At 72.1% G+C, this 23,558-nt stretch carries 24 protein-coding genes; 17 read left to right on the top strand and 7 right to left on the bottom strand.

The features are described 5' to 3' along the window. Positions 1–2: 2 nt before the first annotated feature. The 10 genes from ABZ826_RS27260 to ABZ826_RS27215 all read left to right on the top strand — a co-directional run bounded on the left by ABZ826_RS27260 (position 3) and on the right by ABZ826_RS27215 (position 12,325). Complete coding sequence (locus ABZ826_RS27260; RefSeq protein WP_361453588.1) at positions 3–1,919, top strand: dipeptide/oligopeptide/nickel ABC transporter permease/ATP-binding protein; 1,917 nt, start codon at positions 3–5, stop codon at positions 1,917–1,919. Further along, entirely contained in the window at positions 1,916–2,755 is an 840-nt protein-coding gene (locus ABZ826_RS27255; protein ID WP_361453585.1) for an ATP-binding cassette domain-containing protein, read from the top strand. Before ABZ826_RS27260 ends, ABZ826_RS27255 begins: the two co-directional genes overlap by 4 nt. After that, positions 2,752–4,692 carry a S9 family peptidase gene (locus ABZ826_RS27250; protein WP_361453582.1) on the top strand — a complete coding sequence of 647 codons (1,941 nt, stop codon included), beginning with the start codon at positions 2,752–2,754 and terminating at the stop codon, positions 4,690–4,692. Before ABZ826_RS27255 ends, ABZ826_RS27250 begins: the two co-directional genes overlap by 4 nt. A gap of 58 nt (positions 4,693–4,750) precedes the next feature. After that, positions 4,751–6,121, top strand: coding sequence for a serine hydrolase domain-containing protein (locus ABZ826_RS27245; RefSeq protein ID WP_361453579.1), 1,371 nt, complete (start codon positions 4,751–4,753; stop codon positions 6,119–6,121). A 1-nt stretch (position 6,122) separates the two neighbouring features. Next, positions 6,123–7,262: a M20 family metallopeptidase gene (locus ABZ826_RS27240; protein WP_361453576.1), complete on the top strand. Its 1,140-nt coding sequence runs from the start codon at positions 6,123–6,125 to the stop codon at positions 7,260–7,262. Further along, positions 7,259–8,116 carry a GNAT family N-acetyltransferase gene (locus tag ABZ826_RS27235; protein ID WP_361453573.1) on the top strand — a complete coding sequence of 286 codons (858 nt, stop codon included), beginning with the start codon at positions 7,259–7,261 and terminating at the stop codon, positions 8,114–8,116. The genes ABZ826_RS27240 and ABZ826_RS27235 overlap by 4 nt, the downstream gene beginning before the upstream one ends. Beyond that, on the top strand, positions 8,113–9,219 hold the full coding sequence (menC, locus tag ABZ826_RS27230) for an o-succinylbenzoate synthase (protein ID WP_361453570.1): 1,107 nt from the start codon (positions 8,113–8,115) through the stop codon (positions 9,217–9,219). The genes ABZ826_RS27235 and menC overlap by 4 nt, the downstream gene beginning before the upstream one ends. Beyond that, entirely contained in the window at positions 9,216–10,130 is a 915-nt protein-coding gene (locus tag ABZ826_RS27225) for a serine hydrolase (protein WP_361453567.1), read from the top strand. The genes menC and ABZ826_RS27225 overlap by 4 nt, the downstream gene beginning before the upstream one ends. A gap of 2 nt (positions 10,131–10,132) precedes the next feature. Next, complete coding sequence (locus ABZ826_RS27220; protein ID WP_361453564.1) at positions 10,133–11,731, top strand: helix-turn-helix domain-containing protein; 1,599 nt, start codon at positions 10,133–10,135, stop codon at positions 11,729–11,731. Between the two features lie 147 nt (positions 11,732–11,878). After that, positions 11,879–12,325: a nitroreductase family deazaflavin-dependent oxidoreductase gene (locus ABZ826_RS27215; protein ID WP_361453561.1), complete on the top strand. Its 447-nt coding sequence runs from the start codon at positions 11,879–11,881 to the stop codon at positions 12,323–12,325. 142 nt (positions 12,326–12,467) lie between these two features. Here ABZ826_RS27215 and ABZ826_RS27210 read toward each other — a convergent pair whose 3' ends face one another. After that, positions 12,468–13,727, bottom strand: coding sequence for an MFS transporter (locus ABZ826_RS27210; RefSeq protein WP_361453558.1), 1,260 nt, complete (start codon positions 13,725–13,727; stop codon positions 12,468–12,470). A 96-nt stretch (positions 13,728–13,823) separates the two neighbouring features. On the opposite strand from ABZ826_RS27210, the gene ABZ826_RS27205 reads away from it, so the two are divergent. The 4 genes from ABZ826_RS27205 to ABZ826_RS27190 all read left to right on the top strand — a co-directional run bounded on the left by ABZ826_RS27205 (position 13,824) and on the right by ABZ826_RS27190 (position 16,735). Then, the gene (locus ABZ826_RS27205) at positions 13,824–14,300 is read left to right on the top strand and encodes a helix-turn-helix domain-containing protein (protein ID WP_361453555.1); all 477 of its coding nucleotides are present in this window, start codon (positions 13,824–13,826) and stop codon (positions 14,298–14,300) included. 136 nt (positions 14,301–14,436) lie between these two features. Then, positions 14,437–15,114, top strand: coding sequence for an ABC transporter permease (locus ABZ826_RS27200; protein WP_361453552.1), 678 nt, complete (start codon positions 14,437–14,439; stop codon positions 15,112–15,114). Continuing rightward, positions 15,111–15,788, top strand: coding sequence for an ABC transporter permease subunit (locus ABZ826_RS27195; protein WP_361453687.1), 678 nt, complete (start codon positions 15,111–15,113; stop codon positions 15,786–15,788). Before ABZ826_RS27200 ends, ABZ826_RS27195 begins: the two co-directional genes overlap by 4 nt. Next, complete coding sequence (locus tag ABZ826_RS27190) at positions 15,785–16,735, top strand: ABC transporter substrate-binding protein (RefSeq protein ID WP_361453549.1); 951 nt, start codon at positions 15,785–15,787, stop codon at positions 16,733–16,735. Before ABZ826_RS27195 ends, ABZ826_RS27190 begins: the two co-directional genes overlap by 4 nt. Before the next feature lie 65 nt (positions 16,736–16,800). Here ABZ826_RS27190 and ABZ826_RS27185 read toward each other — a convergent pair whose 3' ends face one another. Beyond that, complete coding sequence (locus tag ABZ826_RS27185; RefSeq protein WP_361453546.1) at positions 16,801–17,775, bottom strand: acetylxylan esterase; 975 nt, start codon at positions 17,773–17,775, stop codon at positions 16,801–16,803. A gap of 215 nt (positions 17,776–17,990) precedes the next feature. On the opposite strand from ABZ826_RS27185, the gene ABZ826_RS27180 reads away from it, so the two are divergent. Next, positions 17,991–18,266, top strand: coding sequence for a DUF2087 domain-containing protein (locus tag ABZ826_RS27180; protein ID WP_361453543.1), 276 nt, complete (start codon positions 17,991–17,993; stop codon positions 18,264–18,266). Positions 18,267–18,322: 56 nt separating this feature from the next. Here ABZ826_RS27180 and ABZ826_RS27175 read toward each other — a convergent pair whose 3' ends face one another. Then, the gene (locus ABZ826_RS27175; RefSeq protein ID WP_361453540.1) at positions 18,323–19,486 is read right to left on the bottom strand and encodes an ATP-binding cassette domain-containing protein; all 1,164 of its coding nucleotides are present in this window, start codon (positions 19,484–19,486) and stop codon (positions 18,323–18,325) included. A 107-nt stretch (positions 19,487–19,593) separates the two neighbouring features. Here ABZ826_RS27175 and ABZ826_RS27170 point away from each other — a divergent pair, with 107 nt between their 5' ends. Beyond that, positions 19,594–20,889, top strand: a complete 1,296-nt coding sequence (locus ABZ826_RS27170) for an alpha/beta fold hydrolase (protein ID WP_361453537.1) — start codon at positions 19,594–19,596, stop codon at positions 20,887–20,889. A gap of 106 nt (positions 20,890–20,995) precedes the next feature. On the opposite strand, the gene ABZ826_RS27165 is transcribed toward ABZ826_RS27170, so the two are convergent. Then, positions 20,996–21,568, bottom strand: coding sequence for a rhodanese-like domain-containing protein (locus tag ABZ826_RS27165; RefSeq protein ID WP_361453534.1), 573 nt, complete (start codon positions 21,566–21,568; stop codon positions 20,996–20,998). 99 nt (positions 21,569–21,667) lie between these two features. On the opposite strand from ABZ826_RS27165, the gene ABZ826_RS27160 reads away from it, so the two are divergent. Further along, on the top strand, positions 21,668–21,946 hold the full coding sequence (locus ABZ826_RS27160; protein WP_361453531.1) for a metal-sensitive transcriptional regulator: 279 nt from the start codon (positions 21,668–21,670) through the stop codon (positions 21,944–21,946). 44 nt (positions 21,947–21,990) lie between these two features. Here ABZ826_RS27160 and ABZ826_RS27155 read toward each other — a convergent pair whose 3' ends face one another. The 3 genes from ABZ826_RS27155 to ABZ826_RS27145 form a co-directional block, all read right to left on the bottom strand. Next, on the bottom strand, positions 21,991–22,755 hold the full coding sequence (locus tag ABZ826_RS27155) for a sulfite exporter TauE/SafE family protein (RefSeq protein ID WP_361453528.1): 765 nt from the start codon (positions 22,753–22,755) through the stop codon (positions 21,991–21,993). Then, positions 22,752–23,114 carry a rhodanese-like domain-containing protein gene (locus ABZ826_RS27150; RefSeq protein ID WP_361453684.1) on the bottom strand — a complete coding sequence of 121 codons (363 nt, stop codon included), beginning with the start codon at positions 23,112–23,114 and terminating at the stop codon, positions 22,752–22,754. The genes ABZ826_RS27155 and ABZ826_RS27150 overlap by 4 nt, the downstream gene beginning before the upstream one ends. 67 nt (positions 23,115–23,181) lie before the next feature. Continuing rightward, positions 23,182–23,328 (bottom strand): hypothetical protein, encoded by a 147-nt coding sequence (locus tag ABZ826_RS27145; protein ID WP_361453525.1) that lies wholly within the window; start codon positions 23,326–23,328, stop codon positions 23,182–23,184. Positions 23,329–23,558 lie beyond the last annotated feature (230 nt).

Genomic DNA, 23,558 nt, shown 5'->3' with positions numbered 1-23,558 from the left:
CGATGCCACACCAGGACCAAGACACCTCACTGCGGCACCGGTTGGGGCGCGCGCTGCGGACACCGATCGGCGTCACCGCGCTGACCGGCTGCCTGTTGGTGGCGCTGGTTGCCGTGTTCGGGCCGGTCCTGCTCGGCGACCAGGCCGCGCGGGTCGATACGGACGCGATCAACCAGGGCGGCAGCGCCGCGCATCTGCTGGGCACCGACCAGCTCGGCCGCGACATCGCCGCCCGTGTGGTGGTGGCGACCCGGCTGACCCTGCGACTCACCCTGCTGGCCGCCGTGGTCGGGGTCGGCGGCGGGCTGCTGCTCGGTGTCGCACCGGCGGTGGTGGGCCGACGCCTCGGCCGGCTGATCACCGCGACCGTGGGTGTGCTGGTGGCCTTTCCCGGACTGCTGTTCCTGCTCTTCCTCGCCACGATCTTCGGGGTGGGAAGCACCGGCGCGGTGTTCGCCGTGGGGCTGGCCATGGTCCCGCCCATGGCACGGCTGGTGCAGAACCTGACGGCCTCGGTCGCGGGCTCGGACTACGTCGCCGCGGCACGGATCCTCGGCGTGGGCCGTTTCCGGCTGGTCGTACGTCATCTGCTCCCCAACATCGCCGAGCCGTCCGTGCTGTTCGCAGCCCAGGCGACCGGCGGCATCCTGGTCGCCTTCTCCGGCCTCTCGTTCCTCGGCCTGGGCGTGCAGCCGCCCGAGTACGACTGGGGGTGGCTGCTCAACGAGCAGCTGAACCGGATCTATGTGAACCCGGCGGCGGCCCTGGCACCCGGCGCGGCCGTCGTCCTGACGGGTCTGGTGTTCGGGCTGGTCGGCGAAGCGCTCGCCCAGGCCGGTGGGCGACGGACGTCGCAGGCACCGGACCCGGCGGCGGGCCGGCCGGCCACGGCACCGGTCGATACGGACCCCGACAACGACGACGCGCCACTGGTCCGGGCGCGCGACCTGCGCGTGACCTTTCCCGGCGGGCGCCACGCCGTACGCGGGATCTCCCTGGACATCGGCGCCGGCGAGGCCGTCGGCCTGGTCGGGGAATCGGGGTCCGGCAAGAGCCTGAGCGCCCTGGCCCTGGCGGATCTGGTCCCGCACCCGGGACGGGTCGACGCGGGCACGCTCCGCTTCGACGGCCACGATCCGCGCGCGGACCCGCGCCTGGGCACCGAGCTGTCCATGGTCTTCCAGGACCCGATGGCCTCGCTCAACCCGGCCCTGCGCGTGGGCCGCCAGCTCGCCGAGGTGGCCGAGGTGCACCTCGGAGCGTCCCGGGCGCAGGCCATGGCACGCGCCACCGACCGGCTCGGCGCGGTCCGGATCCCCTCTCCCGAACGGCGCGCACGGCAGCGGCCGCGCGAGTACTCCGGCGGGATGCGGCAGCGGGCCGTCATCGCGATGGGCCTGATGGGTGAGCCGAAACTCATCATCGCCGACGAGCCGACCACGGCACTCGACGTGGCCGTCCAGCAACAGGTGCTCGACCTGCTCGCCGAGGTGCGCGCGGACTCCGGCGCCGCCCTGCTGCTGATCTCCCACGACCTCGCCGTCGTCGCCCAGGTCTGCGAACGCGTCCTGGTCATGTACGGAGGCCTGGTCGTCGAGGACCTTCCCGTCGCCGGACTGATCCGCGGCGCGGCCCACCCGTACACCCGGGCGCTGGTGGGGGCCGTCCCGACCATGGCCACGGATCCCGGCACGGAACTGGCGACCATCCCCGGCCGCCCGCCGGAACCGGGGGAGGCGGGTCCGGGCTGTCCCTTCGCGCCGCGTTGTACAGGTGCCCGCGACCGCTGCCACGACGAGGTCCCCGACCTCACCTCATCCGGCCCCGGCCACAGGGTCGCCTGCTGGTATCCGGTGGACGCGGTGGCGGTCGGCGCGCCCGCCCGGACCATCTCGAACGGAGCGGAGGCAACGCCATGAGCTCACTCGAACTGCGCGGAATCACCGTGCGCTACGGTCGCTTCACCGCGGTGGAGAACGTCGACCTGCTGGTGCCGGAGGGAACGGTCACCGGACTCGTGGGCGGCTCGGGGTCGGGGAAATCGACCCTCGGGAAGGCCGTCGTCGGGCTGGCGCCGACGCACTTCGGGCGGGTACTGGTCGCCGGGCGCGATGTCAGGCACCGGCACGGGCGCAGCCCGGTGCAGTTGGTGTTCCAGAATCCGTACGCCTCGCTCGACCCGCGGATGACCATCGGCGCGTCGGTGGCCGAGGCATTGGCGTCGCCCCGCGGAACCGACGGGAGCGACGCACCCGCCGGCCCGGCACCGGCCCGGCGGACCGGCTCGCGCGACAGGTCCGTCCGCGGGGCAACGGCCCGTGAACGCCGCGCGGAACGCGACGCGGAGGTGGCCCGCTGTCTGGAGCTCGTCGGCATCGACCCCGCGCGGGCGGCGCTCACCCCGGACGCGCTCTCGGGCGGCCAGCGCCAACGGGTGGCCCTGGCCAGGGCTCTGGCCGCCCGGCCCGCCGTGCTGATCGCGGACGAGATCACCTCGGCCCTGGACGTGTCGGTCCAGGGCGCGGTGCTCAATCTGCTGCGCCGGCTCCAGCGCGAGCTGGGCTTCGCGATGGTCTTCATCTCCCACAACCTCGCGGTCGTCCGCTACTTGTCCGACCAGGTCGCCGTGATGGACGGCGGACGCCTCGTCGAGTGCGGCCCCACCGACCGGGTGCTGGAGCGCCCGGAGCACCCGACGACCCGGAACCTGATCTCCTGTGTACCGACTCTCGCCCTCGCCGAGGAGGCGTCATGACCCGACCGCTGAAGATCGACGACTTGTACCGGTTCGAGATCCCCGGTGATCCCGCGCTGTCTCCCGACGGGGAATGTGTCGCCTACACCCTGGCCACCCAGGACGCCGAGAACGACCGCGTGGTCCGCTCCGTGTGGGAGGTGCGTGTCGGGGGAGGCCCGGCCCGGCGGCTCACCCACGGTCCGGCGGACACCACACCACGCTGGTCACCGGACGGGGCGCGGCTGGCGTTCCTGCGCGAGGGGCAGCTCCATCTGCTCTCCGTCGACGGGGGAGAGGCCGTACCGCTCACCAAGCCCGCCCGGTGCCCGGCGGGAGCGGGCACACCGGTCTGGAGCCCGGACGGATCACGGATCGCCTTCTCGGCCCCCGCGACCCGGCGCGAGGACACCGCCCCCGTGGTCATCGACGCCCTCGGCTGGAAGGCGGACGGGGCCGGGCTGATCGGGTCGGTCCGGACGCAACTGTTCGTGGTGGAGGTGGAGTCGGGCGAGGTCAGGCAGCTCACGCACGGCGACCGGCACGCCGGCCCGCCCGCCTGGTCGCCCGACGGCACGCAGCTCGCCTACCCGGCGCAGAGCGGCCCGGACGCGGCTGTGCTCGGGACCTCGGCCGCACATGTCGTAGGCGTCGGGGAAGACGCGCCCGAGCCCCGCCGGATCGGCCCGGCCGAGGGCCTGGCCGGCCCGGTGAGCTGGTTCCCCGATGGATCCGCCCTGCTCGTCGTCGGCCGGACCACGTTCGGCGTCGGCCATCAGGAACTGCTGCGCCAGCCCCTGGACGGATCGGCGCCGGTGTCGGTCAGCGCCGCCCTGGACCGCAATGTCCTGCCCGGCGGGCCGGGCTATCCGGGTGCGCTGCCGCAGTTCCACGGTGACGCCATCGTGTTCTGCGCCCGCGACCGGGGCGCCACCCGCCTGTACCGGGTGGACGCCGCAGGGATCAGCGCCTCTCCGCTGCCCGTCGGCACCGGGGTCAGCGGCTGCTCGGTCGCCCCGAAGGCCGGGCGGGCGGCGGTGGTGGTCGCCGACGCGTCGAGCTTCGCCGAGATCGAACTGCTCGACCTGGACGCCTGGACGTCCGGAGAAGCGGGCAGGCCGTCGGCCGGAGCACAGTCCGTGCGACTGACCGACCACATGACCGGGTCGCTGCCCGAGATCGCTCTCCACCCGGTCACCGAACGCGAGTTCACCATCGCGGACGGCACCGTGGTGCACGGCATGATCACCCGGGCCGCGCGGACGCCCGCGGGCGGGCCGCTGCTGGTCGACGTGCATGGCGGCCCGCACAACGCCTGGGCGCCGCACTCCGATCCCGCTCACCTCTACCACCAGGAGCTGGCCTCGCTGGGCTGGACCGTCCTGACGCTGAACGTCCGTGCCAGCGACGGCTACGGCGAGGCGTTCTACACGGCCGCCGTCGGGGCCTGGGGCGAGACGGACGAGCAGGACGTCCTGGAACCGGTCGCCACCCTCGTCGCCGAGGGGCTCGTCGACCCGGAACGGATCGCGCTCACCGGCTACAGCTACGGCGGCTATCTGAGCTGCTGGCTCTCCGCCCGCAGCGATCTCTTCGCCGCCGTCGTCCCGGGCGGCATCCTGGTCGACCTGAGGAGCATGGCCGGCACCTCCGAGGAAGGACACCTGATCGCCGACTTCGAGATCGGCGACCCGGAACGGCTGAGCGAGCTCTCGCCGATCAGCCACGCGGACGCGGTCCGCGCGCCCACCCTGATCCTGCACGGCGGCGCGGACGACACCTGTCCGGTCGGCCAGGCCGAGCAGTGGTTCCACGCGCTGCGCACCCGGGACGTGCCGGCCCGGCTGGTCGTGTACCCCGGTAGCTCGCACCTCTTCCTCCTGGACGGCCGGCCCTCGCACCGGGAGGACTACTCCCGCCGGCTGATCGAATGGATCACCACGCACACCGACCGCTGAAGCCACCGAACACCCCGAACCCCCGAACCCGCAGAACGAAACGGAATGGGAGCCGAACATGACCGACACCACCGCCCCATCAGCCCGCTGGACCGCGCGTCTCACCGAACTGACCGCCCGTCACTCCGTCCCCGGCGCCAATCTCGGCATCCTGCACCGCGGCGAGCTGATCGCAGAGGCCGCCGTCGGACTGGCCAACACCGACGCCGGGATCGAGACGACCACCGACACCCTGTTCCAGATCGGCTCGATCTCCAAGGTGTGGACCACCACGGTGGCGATGGCCCTGGTCGACGAGGGCCTGCTCGAACTGGACGCGCCCCTCGTCTCCGTACTCCCCGAACTGCGGCTCGCGGACGAGGAGCTGACCCAGGGTGTGACGCTCCGTCACCTCCTGGACCACACCAGCGGGATCGACGGCGACCTGTTCACCGACACCGGCCGGGGCGACGACTGCCTGGAGAAGTTCGTCGCGCTGCTCGGCGACGGCACCTCCAACCATCCGCTCGGCGCCACCATGTCGTACTGCAACGCGGGCTTCACCCTCCTCGGCCGGGTCCTGGAAGTCGTCACCGGCGTGCAGTGGGACGAGCTGATGCGGGAGCGCCTGTTCCGTCCGCTCGGCCTGACACACACCGTGACCCTGCCGGAGGAGGCGCTGCGCTTCCGGGCCGCGATCGGGCACCTGGGGGACCCGCCGGTGCAGGCCGCGCAATGGGGGTTGATGCGTTCGGCCGGACCGGCCGGACTGATCTGCTCGACGCCGCGCGAGGTACTGAAGTTCGCCCGGTTGCACCTCGACAACGGCGTCACCGAGGACGGCACCAAGATTCTCTCGGCCGAGGGCGCCACCGCCATGCAGACCCCGCAGGTCGAACTCCCCGACCCGTACATCCTGGGCAACGCCTGGGGGCTGGGCTGGTTCCTCGACAACTGGGACGGGCAGCGGGTGTACGGGCACGACGGCGGCACGATCGGGCAGAGCGCGTTCCTGCGGGTGCTGCCCGAGGCCGATCTGGCCATCTGCCTGCTCACCAATGGCGGCGACACCATGAGCCTCTACCGGGACGTGTTCGCGGAGATCGCCCAGGAGCTGGCCGGGGTGACGATGCGCGCCACGATCCAGCCGGCGACGGATCCGGTGGCGGTGGACCCCGCCGACTACGTCGGTGTCTACCAGCGGCTCTCCAGCAGGGTGGAGATCGTGGAGCGGGACGGTGGCCTGGTGATGCTCGACCGGATCACGGGACCGCTCGCCGAACTCATCTCCGACACGGAGCAGGAGTACGAGCTGCACCCGGTCGAGCCGGGGCTGTTCGTGGTGCAGCGACCGGGCCTCAAGGTCTGGGTCCCGGTCGTGTTCTACACACTCGCCGACGGCACGCCCTACCTCCACCACGGTGGCCGCGCGACCCCCAGGGTGGGCTGACGTGAACGCAATCGCCACCGCCCTGGAGGCGGGGCTGCCGGGCCTGCTGGCCGACATCGAGGCGCTCGTCCGTACCGAGTCGCCCAGTGAGGACCTGGCCGCCGTCGCCGACTGCGCCCGGGTCGTCGCCGGGCTCGGAACCCGGCTGACCGGCGCGGCGCCCGAGTGGCTCGACGGCTCGGGACGGCCCGCTCTGCGCTGGCGCTTCGGCTCCGGCGACCGGGTGCTGCTGCTCGGCCACTTCGACACGGTGTGGCCGGTGGGCTCCGTGGCCGGGCACCCCTTCGAAGTGGCCGGAGGCCGGCTGACGGGACCCGGCTGCTTCGACATGAAGGCCGGCGTGGCACAGCTGTTCCACGCGCTTTCGGTGCTCGACGACCTGGACGGGGTGTCGGTCCTGCTCACCGGCGACGAGGAGATCGGCTCCCCGACCTCGCGCGCCCTGATCGAGGCCGAGGCCCGCCGCACACGGGCTGTACTCGTCCTGGAGGCGAGCGAGGGCGGCGCACTGAAGACCGCGCGCAAGGGCGTGTCCGGCTACGAACTGAGCATCGCCGGACGCGCGGCGCACGCCGGTCTCGAACCGCACCGCGGCGTCAACACGACCGTCGAACTGGCCCACCAGGTACTGGCGTTGTCCGCGCTCGCCGATCCGGCCACCGGCACCACGGTCACGCCGACCGTGACTTCCTCCGGCACCACCCGCAACACGGTGCCCGACGGCGCCCGGCTGCTGGTCGACGTACGGGTGGAGACCGCCGCCGAACAGGAGCGGGTGGACCGTGCCGTGCGGGCTCTCCCACCGGTGCTCGCGGGCGCCTCGCTCACGTTCTCCGGCGGCCCCGACCGGCCGCCGCTGCAGGCGAGCGCCTCGGCGGAACTGTTCGAACTGGCCCGGAGCAGCTACCAGGAGCTGGGCTTCGGACCGCTGCGCGGGGTGGCGGTCGGCGGCGGCTCCGATGGCAATATCACCGCCGGAGCGGGCACGCCCACGCTCGACGGGCTCGGAGCCGTGGGCGGCGGGGCGCACGCGGACGACGAGCATGTGCTCGTCGCCGAACTGCCCCGCCGCGCGGCCCTGGTCGCCCTCCTGGTGGCCTCGCTCGTACGCGAGCCGCCGGCAGACGGGGTGAGATCGTGAACGGCGCGGAGGCGGCCGTCGCGGCCGCCGCCGCGGAGCTGGCGGCGCACCGGGCCGGCGTCACCGTCACGGAGCTGCACGGACTGGACGAGATGCGGACGGCCTGCCAGGTGCTGGACCGGGTCTGGCGGCCCGACCCCGGCAATCCGCTGATCACCCCGGAGCTGCTGCGGGTCTTCGCCCACTCCGGCAGCTATGTCGTCGGTGTCCACAGGGACGGCCGGATGGTCGGATTCTGCCTGGGCTTCCTGGCCACCGCCGGGCTGCACTCGCACATCGCCGGGGTGGACGACAGCGTCCGGGGCCGCAATGTCGGCCACGCCGTCAAACTGCATCAGCGGGCCTGGGCCCTGAGCCGCGGCATCACCGCGGTCACCTGGACCTTCGACCCGCTGATCAGCCGCAACGCCTATTTCAACCTGGCCAAACTGGGTGCGGTACCGAGCGAATACCTGGCCGACTTCTACGGCGCGATGCAGGACGAGGTCAATGCCGGAACCGAGACGGACCGTCTGATGGTCCGCTGGGAACTGACCGGCGAGCACGCCGTCGGATCCGCCGCGGGCACACCCCGCCGTGTCACGGTCGACACCGCGGGCGAACACGCGGTGGTCGGCCTGGACGCCAAACCCGACGGCGGTCCCGCTATTGGGCGCCGGGACGGCGACACCGTCCTGGTCGGGATCCCCGCCGAGATCGAGACGCTGCGCCGCACCGACCCACCCCTGGCCCGTGCATGGCGCTACGCGCTGCGCGAGGTGCTCGGCGGCCTGATGGCCGAGGGGCACACCGTCGCCGGATTCACCCGGGACGGCTGGTATGTGATCGACAAACGTCAGGAGAAGCAGGCATGAAGCTCGTCGGTGTGGAACTGCGCCGGATCGCGATGCCGCTGGTCGCACCGTTCCGGACCTCGTTCGCCACCCTGACCACCCGGGAGATCCTGCTGATCAGGGTCGAGACCGAGCACCATGAGGGCTATGGCGAATGCGTCACCATGGCCGATCCGCTGTACTCCTCTGAGTACACGGAGGCCGCCGCGGATGTGCTGCGCAGCTATCTCGTGCCCGCGCTCGCCGCCCTCCCGGTGCTCGACCCCTGGGCGGTCGCCCCGGCACTGGCCGCGTTCAAGGGGCACCGGATGGCCAAGGCCGCGCTGGAGACCGCGGTGCTGGACGCCTGGCTGCGCGCCCATGAACTGTCGATGGGGCAATGGCTCGGGGCAACGGCCGAACGGGTGCCGGCCGGGGTGTCGGTCGGGATCATGGATTCGATCCCCGCACTGCTCGACGCCGTCGACGGCTATCTGGCCGAGGGATATCTGCGGATCAAGCTGAAGATCGAGCCCGGCTGGGACGTGGAACCGGTGCGCGCGGTCCGGGAGCGTTTCGGTGACGACGTACTGCTCCAGGTGGACGCCAACACCGCGTACACCCTTGCCGACGCCGCACAGCTGGCCCGGCTCGACCCGTACGGGCTGTTGCTGATCGAACAGCCCCTGGACGAGGAGGACATCCGGGGCCACGCGACACTGGCCGAGCGGGTGAACACCCCGATCTGCCTCGACGAGTCCATCGTCTCGGCCCGTTCGGCGGCCGACGCGATCGCGATGGGCGCCTGCTCGGTCGTCAACATCAAGCCGGGGCGGGTCGGCGGCTATCTGGAGGCCCGGCGGATCCACGACGTGTGCGCCGCGCACAGTGTCCCGGTCTGGTGCGGCGGAATGCTGGAGACCGGCCTCGGCCGGGCCGCCAACGTCGCCCTCGCCGCGCTGCCCGGCTTCACCCTGCCCGGCGACACCTCGGCCTCCGGCCGGTACTACCGGACCGACATCACCGAACCGTTCGTGCTGAAGGACGGCCACCTCGACGTGCCGCGCGCGCCCGGCCTCGGACTCTCGCCGATCCCCGGGCAACTGGCCGAAGTGACGGAATCGACCGAATGGATCAGCCGATGACCACCCATGGGCCCGACACCGTGGAGACACGTATCCGGACCGCCTTCGGGGAAGCCGGTGTCCAGGGCTTCTTCTTCGCCCGGGACATCGACGGCGAACGCACGATCGCCGTCGCGGCGGACGAACCGGTCTGCCTCGCTTCCGTCTTCAAGATCCCGGTCGCCCTCGCCTATGCCCGCGAGGCCGCGGCGGGGCGACTGGAGAGGACCGAGCGGCACGCCGTGGACCCGAAGTACCGCGACGGCGGCATCGGCACCTCGGGCTGCGCCGACCCGGTCGAGATGAGCCTGCGCGACCTGGTCCACATGATGATGACGATGAGCGACAACGCCGCCACCGATGTCGTGCTGGACCGGGTAGGGCTGGACACGGTGAACCGAATGCTCGCCGAACTGGACCGGAAACAGACCCACTTGGTCGGTGGCTGTCTGGAGCTGACCAGCTCGCTCTTCGCCGATCTCGGTGTGACCACCGAGGTCGAGGCACACGCGAAGATGGCGGCACTGACCGCTCGGGGGCCGGAAGAGGTCATGGAGCTGTCGGTGTGCGTTCCCGGGCGCACCACCCGGGGTACGGCGCGTGACATCGCCGAACTGCTGGCCCTCGTCTGGCGTGACGAGGCCGGCCCGGCCGAGGCGTGCGCCGAAGTGCGGGCCGTGATGTCGCAGCAGATCTGGCCGCACCGGCTGTCGTCCGGCTTCGACGACGGCTACCGCATCGCGGGCAAGACCGGAACGCTGCCGGGCTGGCGCAACGAGGCCGGGGTGGTCGAGGACCCCGGCGGCGGGCGCTGGGCAGTGGCCGTCTTCACCCGGTCCGACATCCCCGACTTCCGCAATCCCCGGGCGGACCGGGTGATCGGCCGGGTGGCGGCGCTCGCCGTGGACGAACTCCGATCAACTACCTTGTGATGATGACGGGGCAGCCACGAGCCGTGCTCGGCCGGATCCTCAACGACCTGGGTTCGACGTTGATCGAGGTGGTGGCCGGAGAAGCCGACCCGGCCCGCACCGTCAGCGGAGTGCTGATCCAGGACCCGCTGGACGAGCCCGCCAGGCTGCCCGGCGCGGTGGTGCTCGGCGTCGGGGTGTACGGCGCCGAGCCGGTCGCCGCCCTGGTCGACCGGGCGGCCGGACTCGGCGCAGTGGCGGTGGTGGTCCGGTCCCCGGTCCCGGTGGAAGGGCCCGTTTCCGAGGCGGCCGCGCGCACGGGCCTGACCGTGCTCGGACTGACGCCCGGCGCGTCCTGGGCCCAGGTGGCCGCGCTGCTGCGATCGTTGCTCGCCGCCGACGAACTGGGCACGGTCGGAGGCCCGGACGAGGCCGACGGCGCCGAGCCGCTCGCCGGCGACCTCTTCGCGCTGGCCAACGCCACGGCCGGGCTGCTGGACGGCCCGGTCACCGTGGAGGACCGCGGGGGACGGGTACTCGCTTTCTCCAGCAGGCAGGACGAGGGGGACGATGCCAGGATCGCCACGATCCTCGACCGTCAGGTGCCCGCCGAGAAACTGCGCGCCCTGGAGCAACTCGGCGCCTTCCAGGCCCTCTACCGCAAGGAGGAGCCCGTCTATGTGGCCGGCATCTCCGACAAGCCCCGGGTCGCGATCGCCGTCCGCGCGGGCGGCGAGATCCTCGGCTCGATCTGGGTCGTGGTCGACGGACCGCTGAGCGAGGACCGTACGCAGGCCCTGCACGAGGTCGCGAAGGTGGCCGCACTGCATCTGCTGCGCCACCGCACGGGCGAGGACGTCGAACGGCGGTTGCGCGCGGACCTGCTCGCCACGGTCCTGGAGGGCGGCCCCCACGCCCCGCAGGCGGCCGTGCGGCTGGGCCTGTCCGCCCAGCCCGCCTGCGTACTGGCACTCGCGGTGACCGGTGAGCCCTCGGCGCCCGACCGGGTGGCCGCGGGCCATCGCGTCTCCGAGGCCCTGGCCCTGCATCTGGCCGCGATCCATCCCCGGACGGCCGCGGCCTCGCTGGGGGGCGTCACCTACGCGGTCCTGCCCACGAGTTCGGACGAGCACGCGCTGCGGGTGGCCGATGCGTTCCTCGGCCGCGTGGGCGACCGCGTCCCCGCCGTCATCGGCATCGGCCGACTCGCCGCCCGCCCGGCCGAACTGCGCCGCTCCCGCGCCGACGCGGACCGGGCGTTGCGCGTCCTGGGCTCCGGCCGCTCCCAGCGGAGATCCGCACGGCTGTCGGATGTCTACGCCGCCTCGCTGCTGGAGGAGCTCATGGACCGGATCGCCGCCGAGGACGACCTTCCCGACGGCCCGGTCGTCCGGCTGCGCGCCTACGACGCCCAGCACCACACCGCCCTCACGGACACCCTGGAGGCATGGCTGAGCACCTTCGGCGATGTGGCCGCCGCCGCTGCCGCCGTCCACATCCACCCCAACACCTTCCGTTACCGGCTCAAACGGCTGGCCGTGGTGGCGGGCATCGACCTCGACGATCCGGAGGCCAGATTCGAAGCGATGCTGCAGCTGCGGCTGAGCCCGCCACGCCCTTGAACCCGTTACGCCTGTCGTCATGACACGTGCCCCTGCCCCTGCCCCGGGCGGGCAGGATGATGAAAGAGTTCTCGGAGCGACGGGACACACCGAGCCCCGCGTGTCCGCGTATGCGCACCACCGAATGCCGACGATGGGACAGATGCCATGCCTCTCAAGGGCGAGTACGAGCCGAGCCCCGCGCAGTGGGTCCGCGATCAGGTCGAGTTGTTCGAGAGCTCCGGCGGTTCGGAGGGGACCATGATGCGGGGCCTGCCGGTCATCATCCTGACCACCCGCGGGGCCAGGAGCGGCAAGATCCGCAAGACCCCGCTCATGCGGGTCGAGCATGACGGCGCGTACGCCGTGGTCGCTTCGCAGGGCGGCGCTCCCGAGCACCCGGTCTGGTACCACAACGTCGTCGCCGACCCCCGCGTGGAGTTGCAGGACGGCCCGGTCCGGCAGGACATGAACGCCCGTGAGGTCACCGGCGAGGAGAAGGCGCTGTGGTGGCAGCGCGCGGTCGACGCGTTCCCCGACTACGCCGACTACCAGCTCAAGACCGACCGGCAGATTCCGGTCTTCGTGCTGGAACCGGCGGCCGAGCAGCACTGACGACCGCACGGGGGAGGCGCCGCCGGTGCCCGCGCCGTCTCCCCCGCTCCGTCGAAGCGCTGGATGTCATCGGTGCGGCCGGGCAACGACATGCGGGGGCTTCTCAACATACGTACGGGGCGGCGAGCGCCCCGCCCGGGGGTCAGCCGGCGGATGTGGTGGACGCTCCCGCCGTGCCTGCAGCGGGCACGTTCGTGCGGGTAGCCGCCCAGACGAGGAGCGCGAGTGCGCTGATCGCGGCGCCGAGTATGCACACCGCACCCCATCCGGCCCTCGCGTAGACGGTCGTCGAGGCGAGGGCGCCCGTGGCGCTGCCGATCGAGTAGAAGATCATGTATCCGCCGATCAGACGACTGCCGGCGTCGGGGCGCACCGCGTAGATCAGGCTCTGGTTCGTGACGTGGACGGCCTGCACGGCGAGATCGAGGAGGACCGCGCCGATCGCCAGCGCCCAGAGCGACTGCCGGGTGAAGGCGAGGGGGAGCCACGACGCGGTGAGCAGGGCCAGGGCGATGCCGGTCGTCCGTCCGGCGAGACCGCGGTCGTGCAGGCGCCCCGCCGGAGCTGCCGCGAGCGCGCCCGCCGCCCCCACGAGCCCGAACGCTCCGATCGCGGTGTGCGACAGCGACAGCGGGGGTGCGCTCAGCGGGTGCGCGACGCAGCTCCACAAGGTGCTGAAGGCGGCGAAGATCAGCAGGGCGAGCAGAGCGCGGACCCGCAGTACGCGTTCCTCGGCGAACAGCGTGAGTGTCGAGCGCAGGAGCCGCGCGTACCGCATGGCGGAGGGCGCCGCCGAGCGTCGCGGCAGCACCCGGTACAGGGCCAGGGTGAGCACGAGCGTCAGTGCCGCGGAGGCGAGGTAGACCGATCGCCAGCCCGCGAGGTCGGCCAGCGCGCCGGAGACCGTGCGGGCGAGCAGAATCCCGATGACGATTCCGCTGGTGACCAGGCCGACCGCGCGCCCGCGCCGCTCCGGGGCGGACAGTGATGCGGCGAAGACCACGAGGGTCTGGGTCACCACGGCGAGAAAGCCCACCGCGGCCAGGGCGGTCAGCAGGATCGGTGCGGTGGCGGCGGTGCCGGTGGCGATGAGCGCCGCCGCCAGCAGTGCCAGTTGGGTCACGACGAGGCTCCGCCGGTCGATGAGATCGCCGAGCGGCACGAGCAGGAACAGTCCGAGCCCGTAGCCGATCTGGGTGAGGGTGACGACGATGCCGACGGACGCCGCGCTGATCCCGAAGTCCCGGCTCAGGGTGACCAGAAGGGGTTGCGCGAAGTAGACATTGGCCACCGCCACGCCGGACGCGACCGCGAACAGCAGCGTCGTGCGTCCGGACAGCGCGCTCGCCGGTGTCCCCCCGTTCGTGTTCCCGGTTCTCGTCGTTGTCCCGCTGTCGGCCATGGAGCACCCCTCGATCGCTTCAGTTGCAAGTTGCCACCGGTTGGACGGTAGTGCCGACTGGTAGCATGTTGCAACCGAAGGGCGAAGGGGGACGACATGGTCAAGCGGACACGCTTCAACGACAGCGACTGCCCGGTGGCTCGTTCGGTCGACGCGATCGGCGACTGGTGGTCGCTCCTGATCGTCCGCGACGCGTTCGACGGCAGCCGCCGCTTCGGGGAGTTCCAGCGCAGTCTCGGCGTGGCGAAGAACATCCTCGCGGCGCGCCTGCGCGACCTGGTCGCGGGCGGCATCCTCGACATGGTCCCGGCGGCCGACGGCGGCGCGTACCACGAGTACATGCTGACGGCCAAGGGCCGGGACCTCTTCCCGGTGATCGTGGCGCTGCGGCAGTGGGGCGAGGGGCACTTCTTCGAACCCGGCGAACGGCACTCGGAGATGGTCGATCTGCGGCACGGCCGCCCGCCCCGGGCCCTGGAGATCCACTCCGCCGACGGGCGGCGGCTCGGGCCGGACGACGTCACGGTGCAGAAGGTCCAACGGCCCGCGGTGCCGGCAGTGGCCTCCGAATAGGGAGAGGGGCCGCGCGTCCCGGAGACGCCGCTGCCCGCTCCCGGCCGCCCGCCGCACACGCCTACGGGCCCGCGCGGCCCCCCGGACAGCCGATCAGGACGCGCGGCCGCCTGCCCGCCCGCGCTCCAATGGACGGGTGACCGCGCCTCCCGACGACTGCCTCGCGCGCAATGAGTGGCTCTGCGGTGCGTATCTGAGCAGCCGTCGCGAGATCCTCCGCCACGCCGTCATCGAGCATCTCCAGCTCACCGCGGTCTCCGTGCTCATCGGGCTGGCCCTCGCCGTTCCGCTCGCCCTCGCGGCCCGCCATCGGCGCTGGGTGGCGGGCCCGGTTCTCGGTGTGACGACGATCCTGTACACCGTGCCTTCGCTCGCCATGTTCTCGCTGCTGCTGCCGCTGTACGGACTCTCCGCCTCGCTCGTCGTCGCCGGACTCGTCCTGTACTCGCTCACCCTGCTCGTCCGGAACATCCTCGCCGGACTGCGGGCCGTGCCCGAGGAGACCAGGCTGGCCGCGCGCGGCATGGGATACGGACCCGTGCGGCTGCTCGTCGCCGTGGAACTCCCCCTCGCGCTGCCGGCCGCCATGGCCGGACTGCGTATCGCGACTGTCTCCACGGTCTCCCTGGTCACGGTCGGCGCGATCGTCGGGTACGGCGGACTCGGCAACCTCATCTACTCCGGGATGAACACATACTTCAAGGCCCAGGTGCTCACCGCCTCCGTCCTCTGCGTCCTCATCGCCGTAGCCGCCGACCTGCTGCTCCTTCTCCTGCAGCGCATCCTGACGCCGTGGACCCGGAGGCGGGAGTGAACACCCTCGCCGACGCCTGGACCTGGCTCACGACCGCGGCGCACTGGTCCGGCGACGGCGGCATCCGGAACCGGCTCGGCCAGCATCTGTTCCTCACGGTCGTGTGCCTGCTGATCAGCTGTCTGATCGCGCTGCCCGTGGCCCTGGTCCTCGGCCATCTCGGCAGGGGCGGCGCGCTCGCCGTCAACCTCTCCAACATCGGCCGGGCCGTGCCCACCTTCGCCGTGCTGGTGCTGCTGCTCCTCAGCCCGATCGGCGGGCGCGGCGAGTGGCCGACCGTCATCGCCCTCGTGCTCTTCGCCGTACCGCCACTGCTCACCAACGCCTACGTGGGCATGCGAGAGGTCGACCGCGACGTCGTACGGGCGGCCAGGGGGATGGGCATGACGGGCAGGCAGCTGATGCTGGGTGTTGAGGTGCCGCTCGCCCTGCCGCTGATTCTCACCGGCGTACGGATCGCCGCCGTCCAACTCGTCGCCACCGCCACCCTCGCGGCGCTGGCGGGCGGCGGCGGACTCGGCCGCATCATCACCGCGGGCTTCAACCTCGCCTCGACCGCGCAGGTCGTCGCCGGGGCCGTCCTCGTCGCCGCCTTCGCCCTCGTTGTGGAGGGGCTCTTCGAAGTGGTGCGGCGGCTCGTCCCCGACCGGGGCCGCGGCGAGGAATCCGGATGAGGCCACGGCCGGCACTCTCCGCGCTCCTGGCGCTCCTGTCGGCGAGCGCCTGCACGACCGGTCCCTCCCTGGAGAGCCGGGGGGAGGTCACCGCACCGCCGGGCAACAGCAGACACCTCACCATCGGCTCCGCCGGCTTCACCGAGAGCGATCTCCTCGCCCAGATGTACGCCGCGCTGCTCGGCCGGGCCGGCTACTCCACGGAGATCATCTCCGTCACCAATCGAGAGATCTACGAACCGGCGCTGGAGAGCGGCCAGATCGACGTCGTGCCGGAGTACGCCGCCACCTTCGCCGACTGGCTGAACGCCAGGAAGAACGGCGCGGGCGCCACCCCGGTCGGTTCGCCCGACCTCGCCGCCACCATGAGGGCCCTGCGCGCCCTCGCCGAACCGCGTGGCCTCACCGTCCTCGACCCCGGTCGCGCGGTCGACCAGAACGCCTTCGCGGTCGCCGCTCCTTACGCGGCGAAGCACCGTCTGAAGACCCTCAGCGATCTGGGCCGGTCAGGGCTGCCCGTGCGGCTGGCCGCCGGTGACGAATGCGTACAGCGCCCCTACTGCGCACCGGGGCTGAGGAAGACCTACGGCATCCGCGTCACCGCCGTGGACCCCAAGGGCGTCGGCACCACCCAGGCCAAACAGGCCGTCCAGAAAGGTCAGGACCAGATGGTGCTGACCACCACCACCGACGCGACCCTGGACAGCTTCGGCCTCGTGCTGCTCGCCGACGACAAGCACCTGCAGAACGCCGACTACATCGTCCCCGTCGTCAACCGGTCCCGGGCGGGCGGCGAAGGCGTACGCAAGGCGCTGGGCAAGCTCAACACCGTACTGACCACCGCCGACCTGGCCGGGCTCGACGAGCGGGTCGACAGCTGGCGACGGCTGCCCGAGGACGTGGCACGTACGTACCTGGAGTCCAAGAGCCTCATCCCGCGCCACTAGTGCTGTGACCGGACGGGTTCACCGGCGCGCAAACCTTTCCGGCCACGGCAGCAGGGCTTCGCGGGTCAGGCCCTCAGCCTGCCGGGCAGCCAGCCCAGCTGCACGGCCTGCTGGAAGGGCCCGCCGCCCTCGTGATCGTTGAAGTCGTACACCTCGATGGCCTTGTCCTGGTGGGCGTAGGCGTTGAAGGCGGCGAAGACGGTCGAGGGCGGGCAGGTCATGTCCTCAAGGGCTGTCGAGAACAGCGCGGGTGCCCGCCCGCGCGCGGCGAAGTGCACCCCGTCGAAGTAGGACAGGGTGGCCCGAGCACGCTCCGCCCGGCCCCGGTGCGTCTTGAGGTAGTTGCCCACCTCGCGGTACGGGGCGCGGTCGGTGACGGTGAGCGCGCGGGGGAAGTCGCACAGGAACGGGACGTCCGGCGCGATCGCCACGAGGTCGGGGATCAGGCCGGCGACGGCGAGCGTGATGCCACCGCCCTGGCTCTCACCGATGGCCGCGGTGCGTGTCGCGTCGGCCAGGGGATGCGAGCGCGCCGCCTCCACCGCGCGTACCGCGTCGGTGAACACGCGCCGGTAGTAGAACGCGTGCGGGTCCTCGATGCCCCGGGTCATGAAACCGGGGTACGAGGGCGCGCTGCCCACCGGGTCCGGGGTGTCGCCGACCAGCCAGCCGCTGCCCTGGCCCCGGGTGTCCATCACGAAGTGGGCGAAACCGGCCGATGCCCAGAGCAGATGGGTGTGGGCCAGGCCCCGCCCGCCGCCGTAGCCGATGAACTCCACGACCACCGGCAGCGGTTCGGTGGTGCCCGCCGGCAGGACGAACCAGCCCTTGACCGGGTGCCCGCCGAAGCCCGCGAACGTCACGTCGTACACGTCCACGGTCGTCAGCCCCGTATCCGTGCGCCGCTCGAACCGGGCGCCGAGATCACGGGACCGGGCCTCATCGAGTGTCTGCGACCAGAACGCGTCGAAGTCCGCCGGCTCCACCGAGCTGCTGCGGTGGTCGCGCAACTCGTCGAGGGGCAGATCGAACAGGGACATGGGGACCGCCTTCTTCGCAGGGTGAGTGATCAGCCCGGGGGGATGGTTGATCACACGGTACGGGGCGGGCGGCGCGCCGACGAGGGCGTCCCCGGTTGCGGAAGGGGGCGGCGCGGACCAGGTGAGCGCGGGTGGTGACACCTCGTACCGCGCCGCGTCCGCGATCGGGCGAAAACACGTTGCCCGCGGGCCGGACGCCTGGGACGCTCGCTCTCATGCCCGACACCGACTCCAGCGGTTCGCACCAGGTCGCCGCGCTCTTCTCGCACGGCCGTCTGACGGCGATCCCACGCAAGACGGCCCGACGCGAGCGGTTGCTGGTCCATCTCACCGAAACGCTCTTCGAGCGGGACCGGACCTACACCGAACGCGAGGTCAACGAGGCACTGCTGTCGGTGCACGAGGACTGCTCGGCACTGCGCCGCCATCTGGTCGTCGCCGGCCTGCTGGTCCGCCCCAGGGACGGAAGCAGCTACCGGCGCGGACGCTGAGAGGAGCTCAGGGCGGTCCCGTAATGCCTGGCGGGCGCGCGTGCACCGCGCTCGCCCTACGCGTCCGCCACCGAGTCGAACCGCACCTCGTCCCGTCCCACGCCCCGAGCGTCGGCGTCCACCGACCGGCGCAGCGCCTCGTGGAGCTTGGCCGGGGTCAGCACGCCGAGGAACCGCGACCCGTCCAGCACCGCGACCCATCCGGCGTCGTGCTGGAGCATTTCGCTGAACGCCTGCTTCAGCGGGGCCCCGACCGGTACCCAGGCGTCCATCCGGCGAGCCAGGTCCCCGACCGTGCCGTAATCCCCGGCGATCCGCAACGCGTCCGCCGTCACCCAGCCGTGCAGGTCGCCCCCGTCGTTCAGCACGACCGCCCAACGGGTGCCCGCGCCGCTCAGCCGCGCCGCCGCCGACCGGACCGGCTCGTCCAGCCGGGCGACCGGCGGCTCCTCCAGATCGTCCGGCTCGATCGTGGTGACCGACAGACGTTTCAGCCCCCGGTCGGCGCCGACGAAACGGGCCACGTACGGAGTCGCGGGAGACCCGAGCACGGCCCCCGGGCTGTCGAACTGCTCGATGCGCCCCGCCCCGTACACCGCGATGCGGTCACCCATGCGCACGGCTTCCTCGATGTCGTGGGTGACCATCAGGACCGTCTTTCTGACGGTGGCCTGCAGGCTCAGGAATTCGTTCTGCAGCCGCTCCCGCACCACCGGGTCGACCGCGCCGAACGGCTCGTCCATCAGCAGTACCGGCGGATCGGCGGCCAACGCCCGTGCCACACCCACGCGCTGGCGCTGGCCACCGGACAGCTGGGCGGGGTAGCGGGAGCCGTAGGTCTTCGGGTCGAGGCCCACCAGATCCAGCAGTTCGGCCGCGCGCTCACGGGCCCTCGCCCGCTTCCAGCCGACCAGCGAGGGGACGGTCGCGGTGTTGTCGAGGATCGTGCGGTGCGGGAAGAGCCCCACCTGCTGGATGACGTAGCCGATCCGGCGGCGCAGCTTCACCGGGTCCACGCCGGAGATGTCCTCGCCACCGACCAGGATCCGGCCGGACGACGGCTCGATCAGCCGGTTCACCATCATCATCGTGGTGGTCTTGCCGCAGCCGGACGGGCCGACGAGGGTGACCAGTTCCCCCTCGGCGACCTCGAAGGAGAGTCCGTCGACCGCTCTCGTACCGTCCGGGTAGACCTTGCCGACCTGCTCGAACCGGATCATTCCTGCACGCTAGGAGGCCTCCGGGCGGGCCGCACACGGGCTGCGACCGTCCGTGTCGCGGGCCGTGTGCTGAACTGTGCGCGGAACATCTGATTCAGGAGCACCTTGTGAGCAGCTACCGGCATCCCGGCATCGTCTTCACCGACCGCTTTTTCACGGTCCCGCTCGACCACACCGATCCGGGCGGTGAGCAGATCGAGATCTTCGGCAGAGAAGCCGTGGCGAGCGGCAGGACCGGCGAGGAACTGCCGTGGCTGGTCTATCTGGAGGGCGGCCCCGGCTTCGGCGCCCGGCGCTTCATCGGTACGGAGGCATGGCTGGGACGGGCCGTGCGGGAGTTCCGGGTGCTGCTCCTGGACCAGCGCGGAACCGGTCTTTCCACCCCGGCCAACCGGCAGACCCTGCCGCTGCGCGGCGGCCCGCGCGAGCAGGCCGAGTACCTCGCCCACTTCCGCTCCGACAGCATTGTCCGCGACTGCGAGCTGATCCGCCCGCAGCTGACCGGCGGCGACCCGTGGACGGTCCTCGGCCAGTCCTTCGGCGGCTTCTGCGCCGTCCACTATCTGTCGGCCGCCCCCGAAGGGCTCAAGACCGTCCTCATCACCGGTGGTCTGCCCTCGCTCGACGCGCACGCCGACGACGTCTACCGGGCCGCCTACCCACGGATCGAGCGCAAGGTCGCGGCGCACTACGCCCGCTACCCGCAGGATGTCGGGCGCGCTCGGGAGATCACCGCTCACCTCGCGGAGCACCGCCCGGACAGCGCCGGACATCGTCTGACGCCCGAGGGATTCCAGTCCCTCGGCATCATGCTGGGCGGTGGCAACGGCAGCCACCAGCTGCACTATCTGCTGGAGAACGCCTTCGTCCGCACGCCGCACGGCACCGAGCTGTCCGACACCTTCCAGGAGGCCATGCGCACGGCCGCTTCGTTCGCCGGGCATCCGCTCTACGCGCTGATGCACGAGGCGATCTACGGCCAGGACCAGCGGCCCACCGCCTGGGCCGCGGAACGGGTCCGGGCCGAATTCCCGCAGTTCGACGCGGTCGAGGCGCTCAAGGGTGACCGCCCGGTGCTCTTCACCGGTGAGAGCATCCACCCCTGGCACTTCGAGGTCGACCCGGCGCTGCGCCCGTTGCGCGAGACCGCCGAGCTGCTGGCCTCCCGTACCGACTGGGCACCGTTGTACGACACCGCGCGCCTGGCCGCCAACGAGGTGCCGGTCGCCGCCGCCGTGTACCACGACGACATGTATGTCGACACCGGGCACGCGCTGCGCACGGCGTCGACGATCCGCGGGCTCCGTACCTGGGTCACCGACGAGTACGAGCACGACGGGCTGCGCGCGGGCGGACCGCGTGTCCTGGACCGGCTGCTCGCCCTCGTCCGGGACGAGGTCTGACCCCGTCCCCGCTCGACGTCAGGAGCCGGTCACGCGGGGGACGTGACCGGCTCCTGACGCCCCGGAGGGCGATTCTCGTACGGGGCGCTGTCCGCGCGCGGGCGGCTCAGCTCTGCAGGGCGTCCAGCGTCGCGTCCAGGCTCGCCGCGGAGCGAGGGGCGCGGTTGTACGGAAGCTTCGACAGGACCGCCGCCATGCCGCACGAGTCGGTGACGGCGGAGAAGACCAGACCGGAGCCGATGCCGGCGGAGATCCAGCGCGCGGCCGGGAAGCGCACCCCGGCCAGCAGGCCGGCCACCACGAGCGAACCGGCGGCGAGCCTGACCTGACGATCCATCGGCCAGGTCGCCCGTGCTCCGGCGGGACGGTCGAGATCGCGCCCCTCGCCCTCCCAGGCGCAGGTGCCGCCGGACAGCGTGACAGCCTCGATGTCCGCCGCCGCGAGAATGTCGCAGGCCCGGGTCGAGCGGACACCGGAGGCGCAGACGACGAGCAGCGAGCCGCGGGCCGCGGCGGACTTCAGCGCGGGCACGGCCTCGGGAAAGCGGTCCAGCGGAATGTTCAGGGCCCCGGGAACGTGCCCGGAGGCGTACTCGCCGGGAGCCCGCACATCGATGACGGTGAACTCCGCGAGACGGGCCGCGGCCTGGGCGGGGGAGAGGGAGACGGGGCTGGTCACGAGCAGTGTTTCCTTTCGTTCACCGGGGCTGGGGAGGGACTCGGTCCCTCCTTTCCCGTTCAGGGTAGAATACCCCTTGGGGTATCAGGAGGAGGATGTGTGGAACTCGACATGGCGGCCGACGAACTGAAGTCGGTCCTCAACCGCCTTCGCCGCGCTCAGGGCCAGCTCGCCGGGATCATCAGGATGATCGAGGAGGGCCGGGACTGCGAGGACGTCATCACGCAGATGGCGGCCGTCTCCCGGGCGCTCGACCGGGCGGGTTTCGCGATCATCGCCACGGGCCTGCAGCACTGCATGGCCGACGGTGGCGGTGAGCCCGCCGACCGCGATCAGATGCGGGCGCGACTGGAGAAGCTCTTTCTCTCGCTGGCCTGAGCCGAGGGCGGCATCGGCCGGCCGGCGGATCGACGCCGTGGCTCTCACGCCACGGCGTCGACGAGCATGAACACGGCCACGGCCAGCAGTACCGCGCCGAAGATCCGTTGGAGCGCCGCTGTGGACACCTTCGAGGCCAGCCGCTGCCCGTCCCAGGCCCCGAGGACCGCCGCCGCCGTGAACGGGGCGGTCACCGCCCAGTCCAGCGCGGTGGGCGTGGCGAGGCGGGCGACCAGGGCCGCCGTGGAGTTCACCGTGATGACGAGCAGGCTCGTCCCGACCGCCGAGGCCATCGGGACGGCCAGCACGGTGACCAGGGCGGGCACCGCGAGAAATCCGCCGCCCACGCCGAGGAACCCGGTCACGGCGCCGAGCCCGGCGCCCGCGCCCGCGGCCCGCCGGGCGGGCACGGCGTCCGAACCGCTCCCGTGCCGGGAGGCGGGCTCTGCCCGCGGGCGGAGCATCCGTACCGCGGCGACCACCGCGAGCACGGCGAACGCCGCGGTCAGCAGCCCGGACGGAATCCGCACCGACAGCGCTCCGGCGACCGCGGCCGGAACGATTCCGGCCACCGCGAAGAGTCCTCCCGTACGCCAGCGGACCCTGCCTTCCCTGGCATGGGCGACCAGCCCGGTGAGGGATGTGGCGATGACGATGAGCAGCGCGGCGGTGGTGGCCGCGGCCGGGGTGAAGCCGAGCAGATAGATCAGCGCGGGTACGGCGAGAACACTTCCCCCGCCGCCCAGCCCGCCGAGCGCCAGACCGACCACAGCTCCGGCGATCAGTGCCAGGATCAGCGACGTCGTCATGAGAGGGTGCCCGCCGCACCGCGCCGGTCGCGCACGGGCAAACCGCGGCCGGCCCAGGCGGTCATGCCGCCCACCACATCGACGGCCGGGATTCCCCGGTCGGCGAGTATCCGGGCGGCCTGCCGGGAGCGGTGGCCGGAACGGCAGATCACCACCACCGGACGGCCCGCAGCCGAGTCCGGCAGCGACGCACCCCCGGCCAGCCGGGACAGCGGCAGATGGAGGGCGCCCGGCGCGTGGCCGGCGTGCCACTCGGCCGGTTCGCGCACGTCGAGCAGTACCGCCGCACCGTCGGCGGTCCGCCGGGCGGCCTCGGCCGGAGTGACGCGGCCCGGACCGCGACGGAAGAAGGACAGCAGGGAAGGCAAGGGAGACTCTCCTCGGGTGCGGGTGCGGGTGCGGGTGCGGGTGCGGGCGTACCGACGGTCAGGTCGCGGTCGCGGCGGTGTCATCGTCGGCCACCGGGACCCGGGTGAAGGAGACCTCCGCCGCGGTGGGCACCACCCACTGTCCGCCCGCCAGAGAGCTGCGGTTGCCGAGGCCCGCTGTCTCCACGGTGTCGACGAAGAACACGACGCGACTCCTTCCGTCCGGTGTATCCCGGGGGGTATCTCCTGTTCAGATTAACATTTATACCCCGGGGGGTATGCCTTGCTCGGGTGAGACATGAGCAACGTCGGGAAGGGGGAGTGCGGGGTGAGAACGGGGGGTGTGAGGCGCCTGGAACGGGGCCGCCCGAACCCGTCGGCGCCCGGTCCCCGGACACCGGAGAAGGCCGGTTCGGCGCCAATGGCGCCGAACCG

The organism is Streptomyces sp. NPDC047515 (genome assembly GCF_040643055.1).
GTDB lineage: Bacteria > Actinomycetota > Actinomycetes > Streptomycetales > Streptomycetaceae > Streptomyces.
Note: the sequence above shows the minus strand (reverse complement) of the source record. Positions and strands in the feature narration are given on the sequence as shown.

Excerpts from the sequence above, each read along its gene's own strand:
- ABZ826_RS27260 (WP_361453588.1), top strand. The coding sequence starts at position 3 with ATGCCACACCAGGACCAAGACACCTCACTGCGGCACCGGTTGGGGCGC.
- ABZ826_RS27255 (WP_361453585.1), top strand. The coding sequence starts at position 1,916 with ATGAGCTCACTCGAACTGCGCGGAATCACCGTGCGCTACGGTCGCTTC.
- ABZ826_RS27250 (WP_361453582.1), top strand. The coding sequence starts at position 2,752 with ATGACCCGACCGCTGAAGATCGACGACTTGTACCGGTTCGAGATCCCC.
- ABZ826_RS27245 (WP_361453579.1), top strand. The coding sequence starts at position 4,751 with ATGACCGACACCACCGCCCCATCAGCCCGCTGGACCGCGCGTCTCACC.
- menC (WP_361453570.1), top strand. The coding sequence starts at position 8,113 with ATGAAGCTCGTCGGTGTGGAACTGCGCCGGATCGCGATGCCGCTGGTC.
- ABZ826_RS27225 (WP_361453567.1), top strand. The coding sequence starts at position 9,216 with ATGACCACCCATGGGCCCGACACCGTGGAGACACGTATCCGGACCGCC.
- ABZ826_RS27220 (WP_361453564.1), top strand. The coding sequence starts at position 10,133 with ATGACGGGGCAGCCACGAGCCGTGCTCGGCCGGATCCTCAACGACCTG.
- ABZ826_RS27215 (WP_361453561.1), top strand. The coding sequence starts at position 11,879 with ATGCCTCTCAAGGGCGAGTACGAGCCGAGCCCCGCGCAGTGGGTCCGC.
- ABZ826_RS27210 (WP_361453558.1), bottom strand. The coding sequence starts at position 13,727 with ATGGCCGACAGCGGGACAACGACGAGAACCGGGAACACGAACGGGGGG.
- ABZ826_RS27205 (WP_361453555.1), top strand. The coding sequence starts at position 13,824 with ATGGTCAAGCGGACACGCTTCAACGACAGCGACTGCCCGGTGGCTCGT.
- ABZ826_RS27190 (WP_361453549.1), top strand. The coding sequence starts at position 15,785 with ATGAGGCCACGGCCGGCACTCTCCGCGCTCCTGGCGCTCCTGTCGGCG.
- ABZ826_RS27185 (WP_361453546.1), bottom strand. The coding sequence starts at position 17,775 with ATGTCCCTGTTCGATCTGCCCCTCGACGAGTTGCGCGACCACCGCAGC.
- ABZ826_RS27180 (WP_361453543.1), top strand. The coding sequence starts at position 17,991 with ATGCCCGACACCGACTCCAGCGGTTCGCACCAGGTCGCCGCGCTCTTC.
- ABZ826_RS27175 (WP_361453540.1), bottom strand. The coding sequence starts at position 19,486 with ATGATCCGGTTCGAGCAGGTCGGCAAGGTCTACCCGGACGGTACGAGA.
- ABZ826_RS27155 (WP_361453528.1), bottom strand. The coding sequence starts at position 22,755 with ATGACGACGTCGCTGATCCTGGCACTGATCGCCGGAGCTGTGGTCGGT.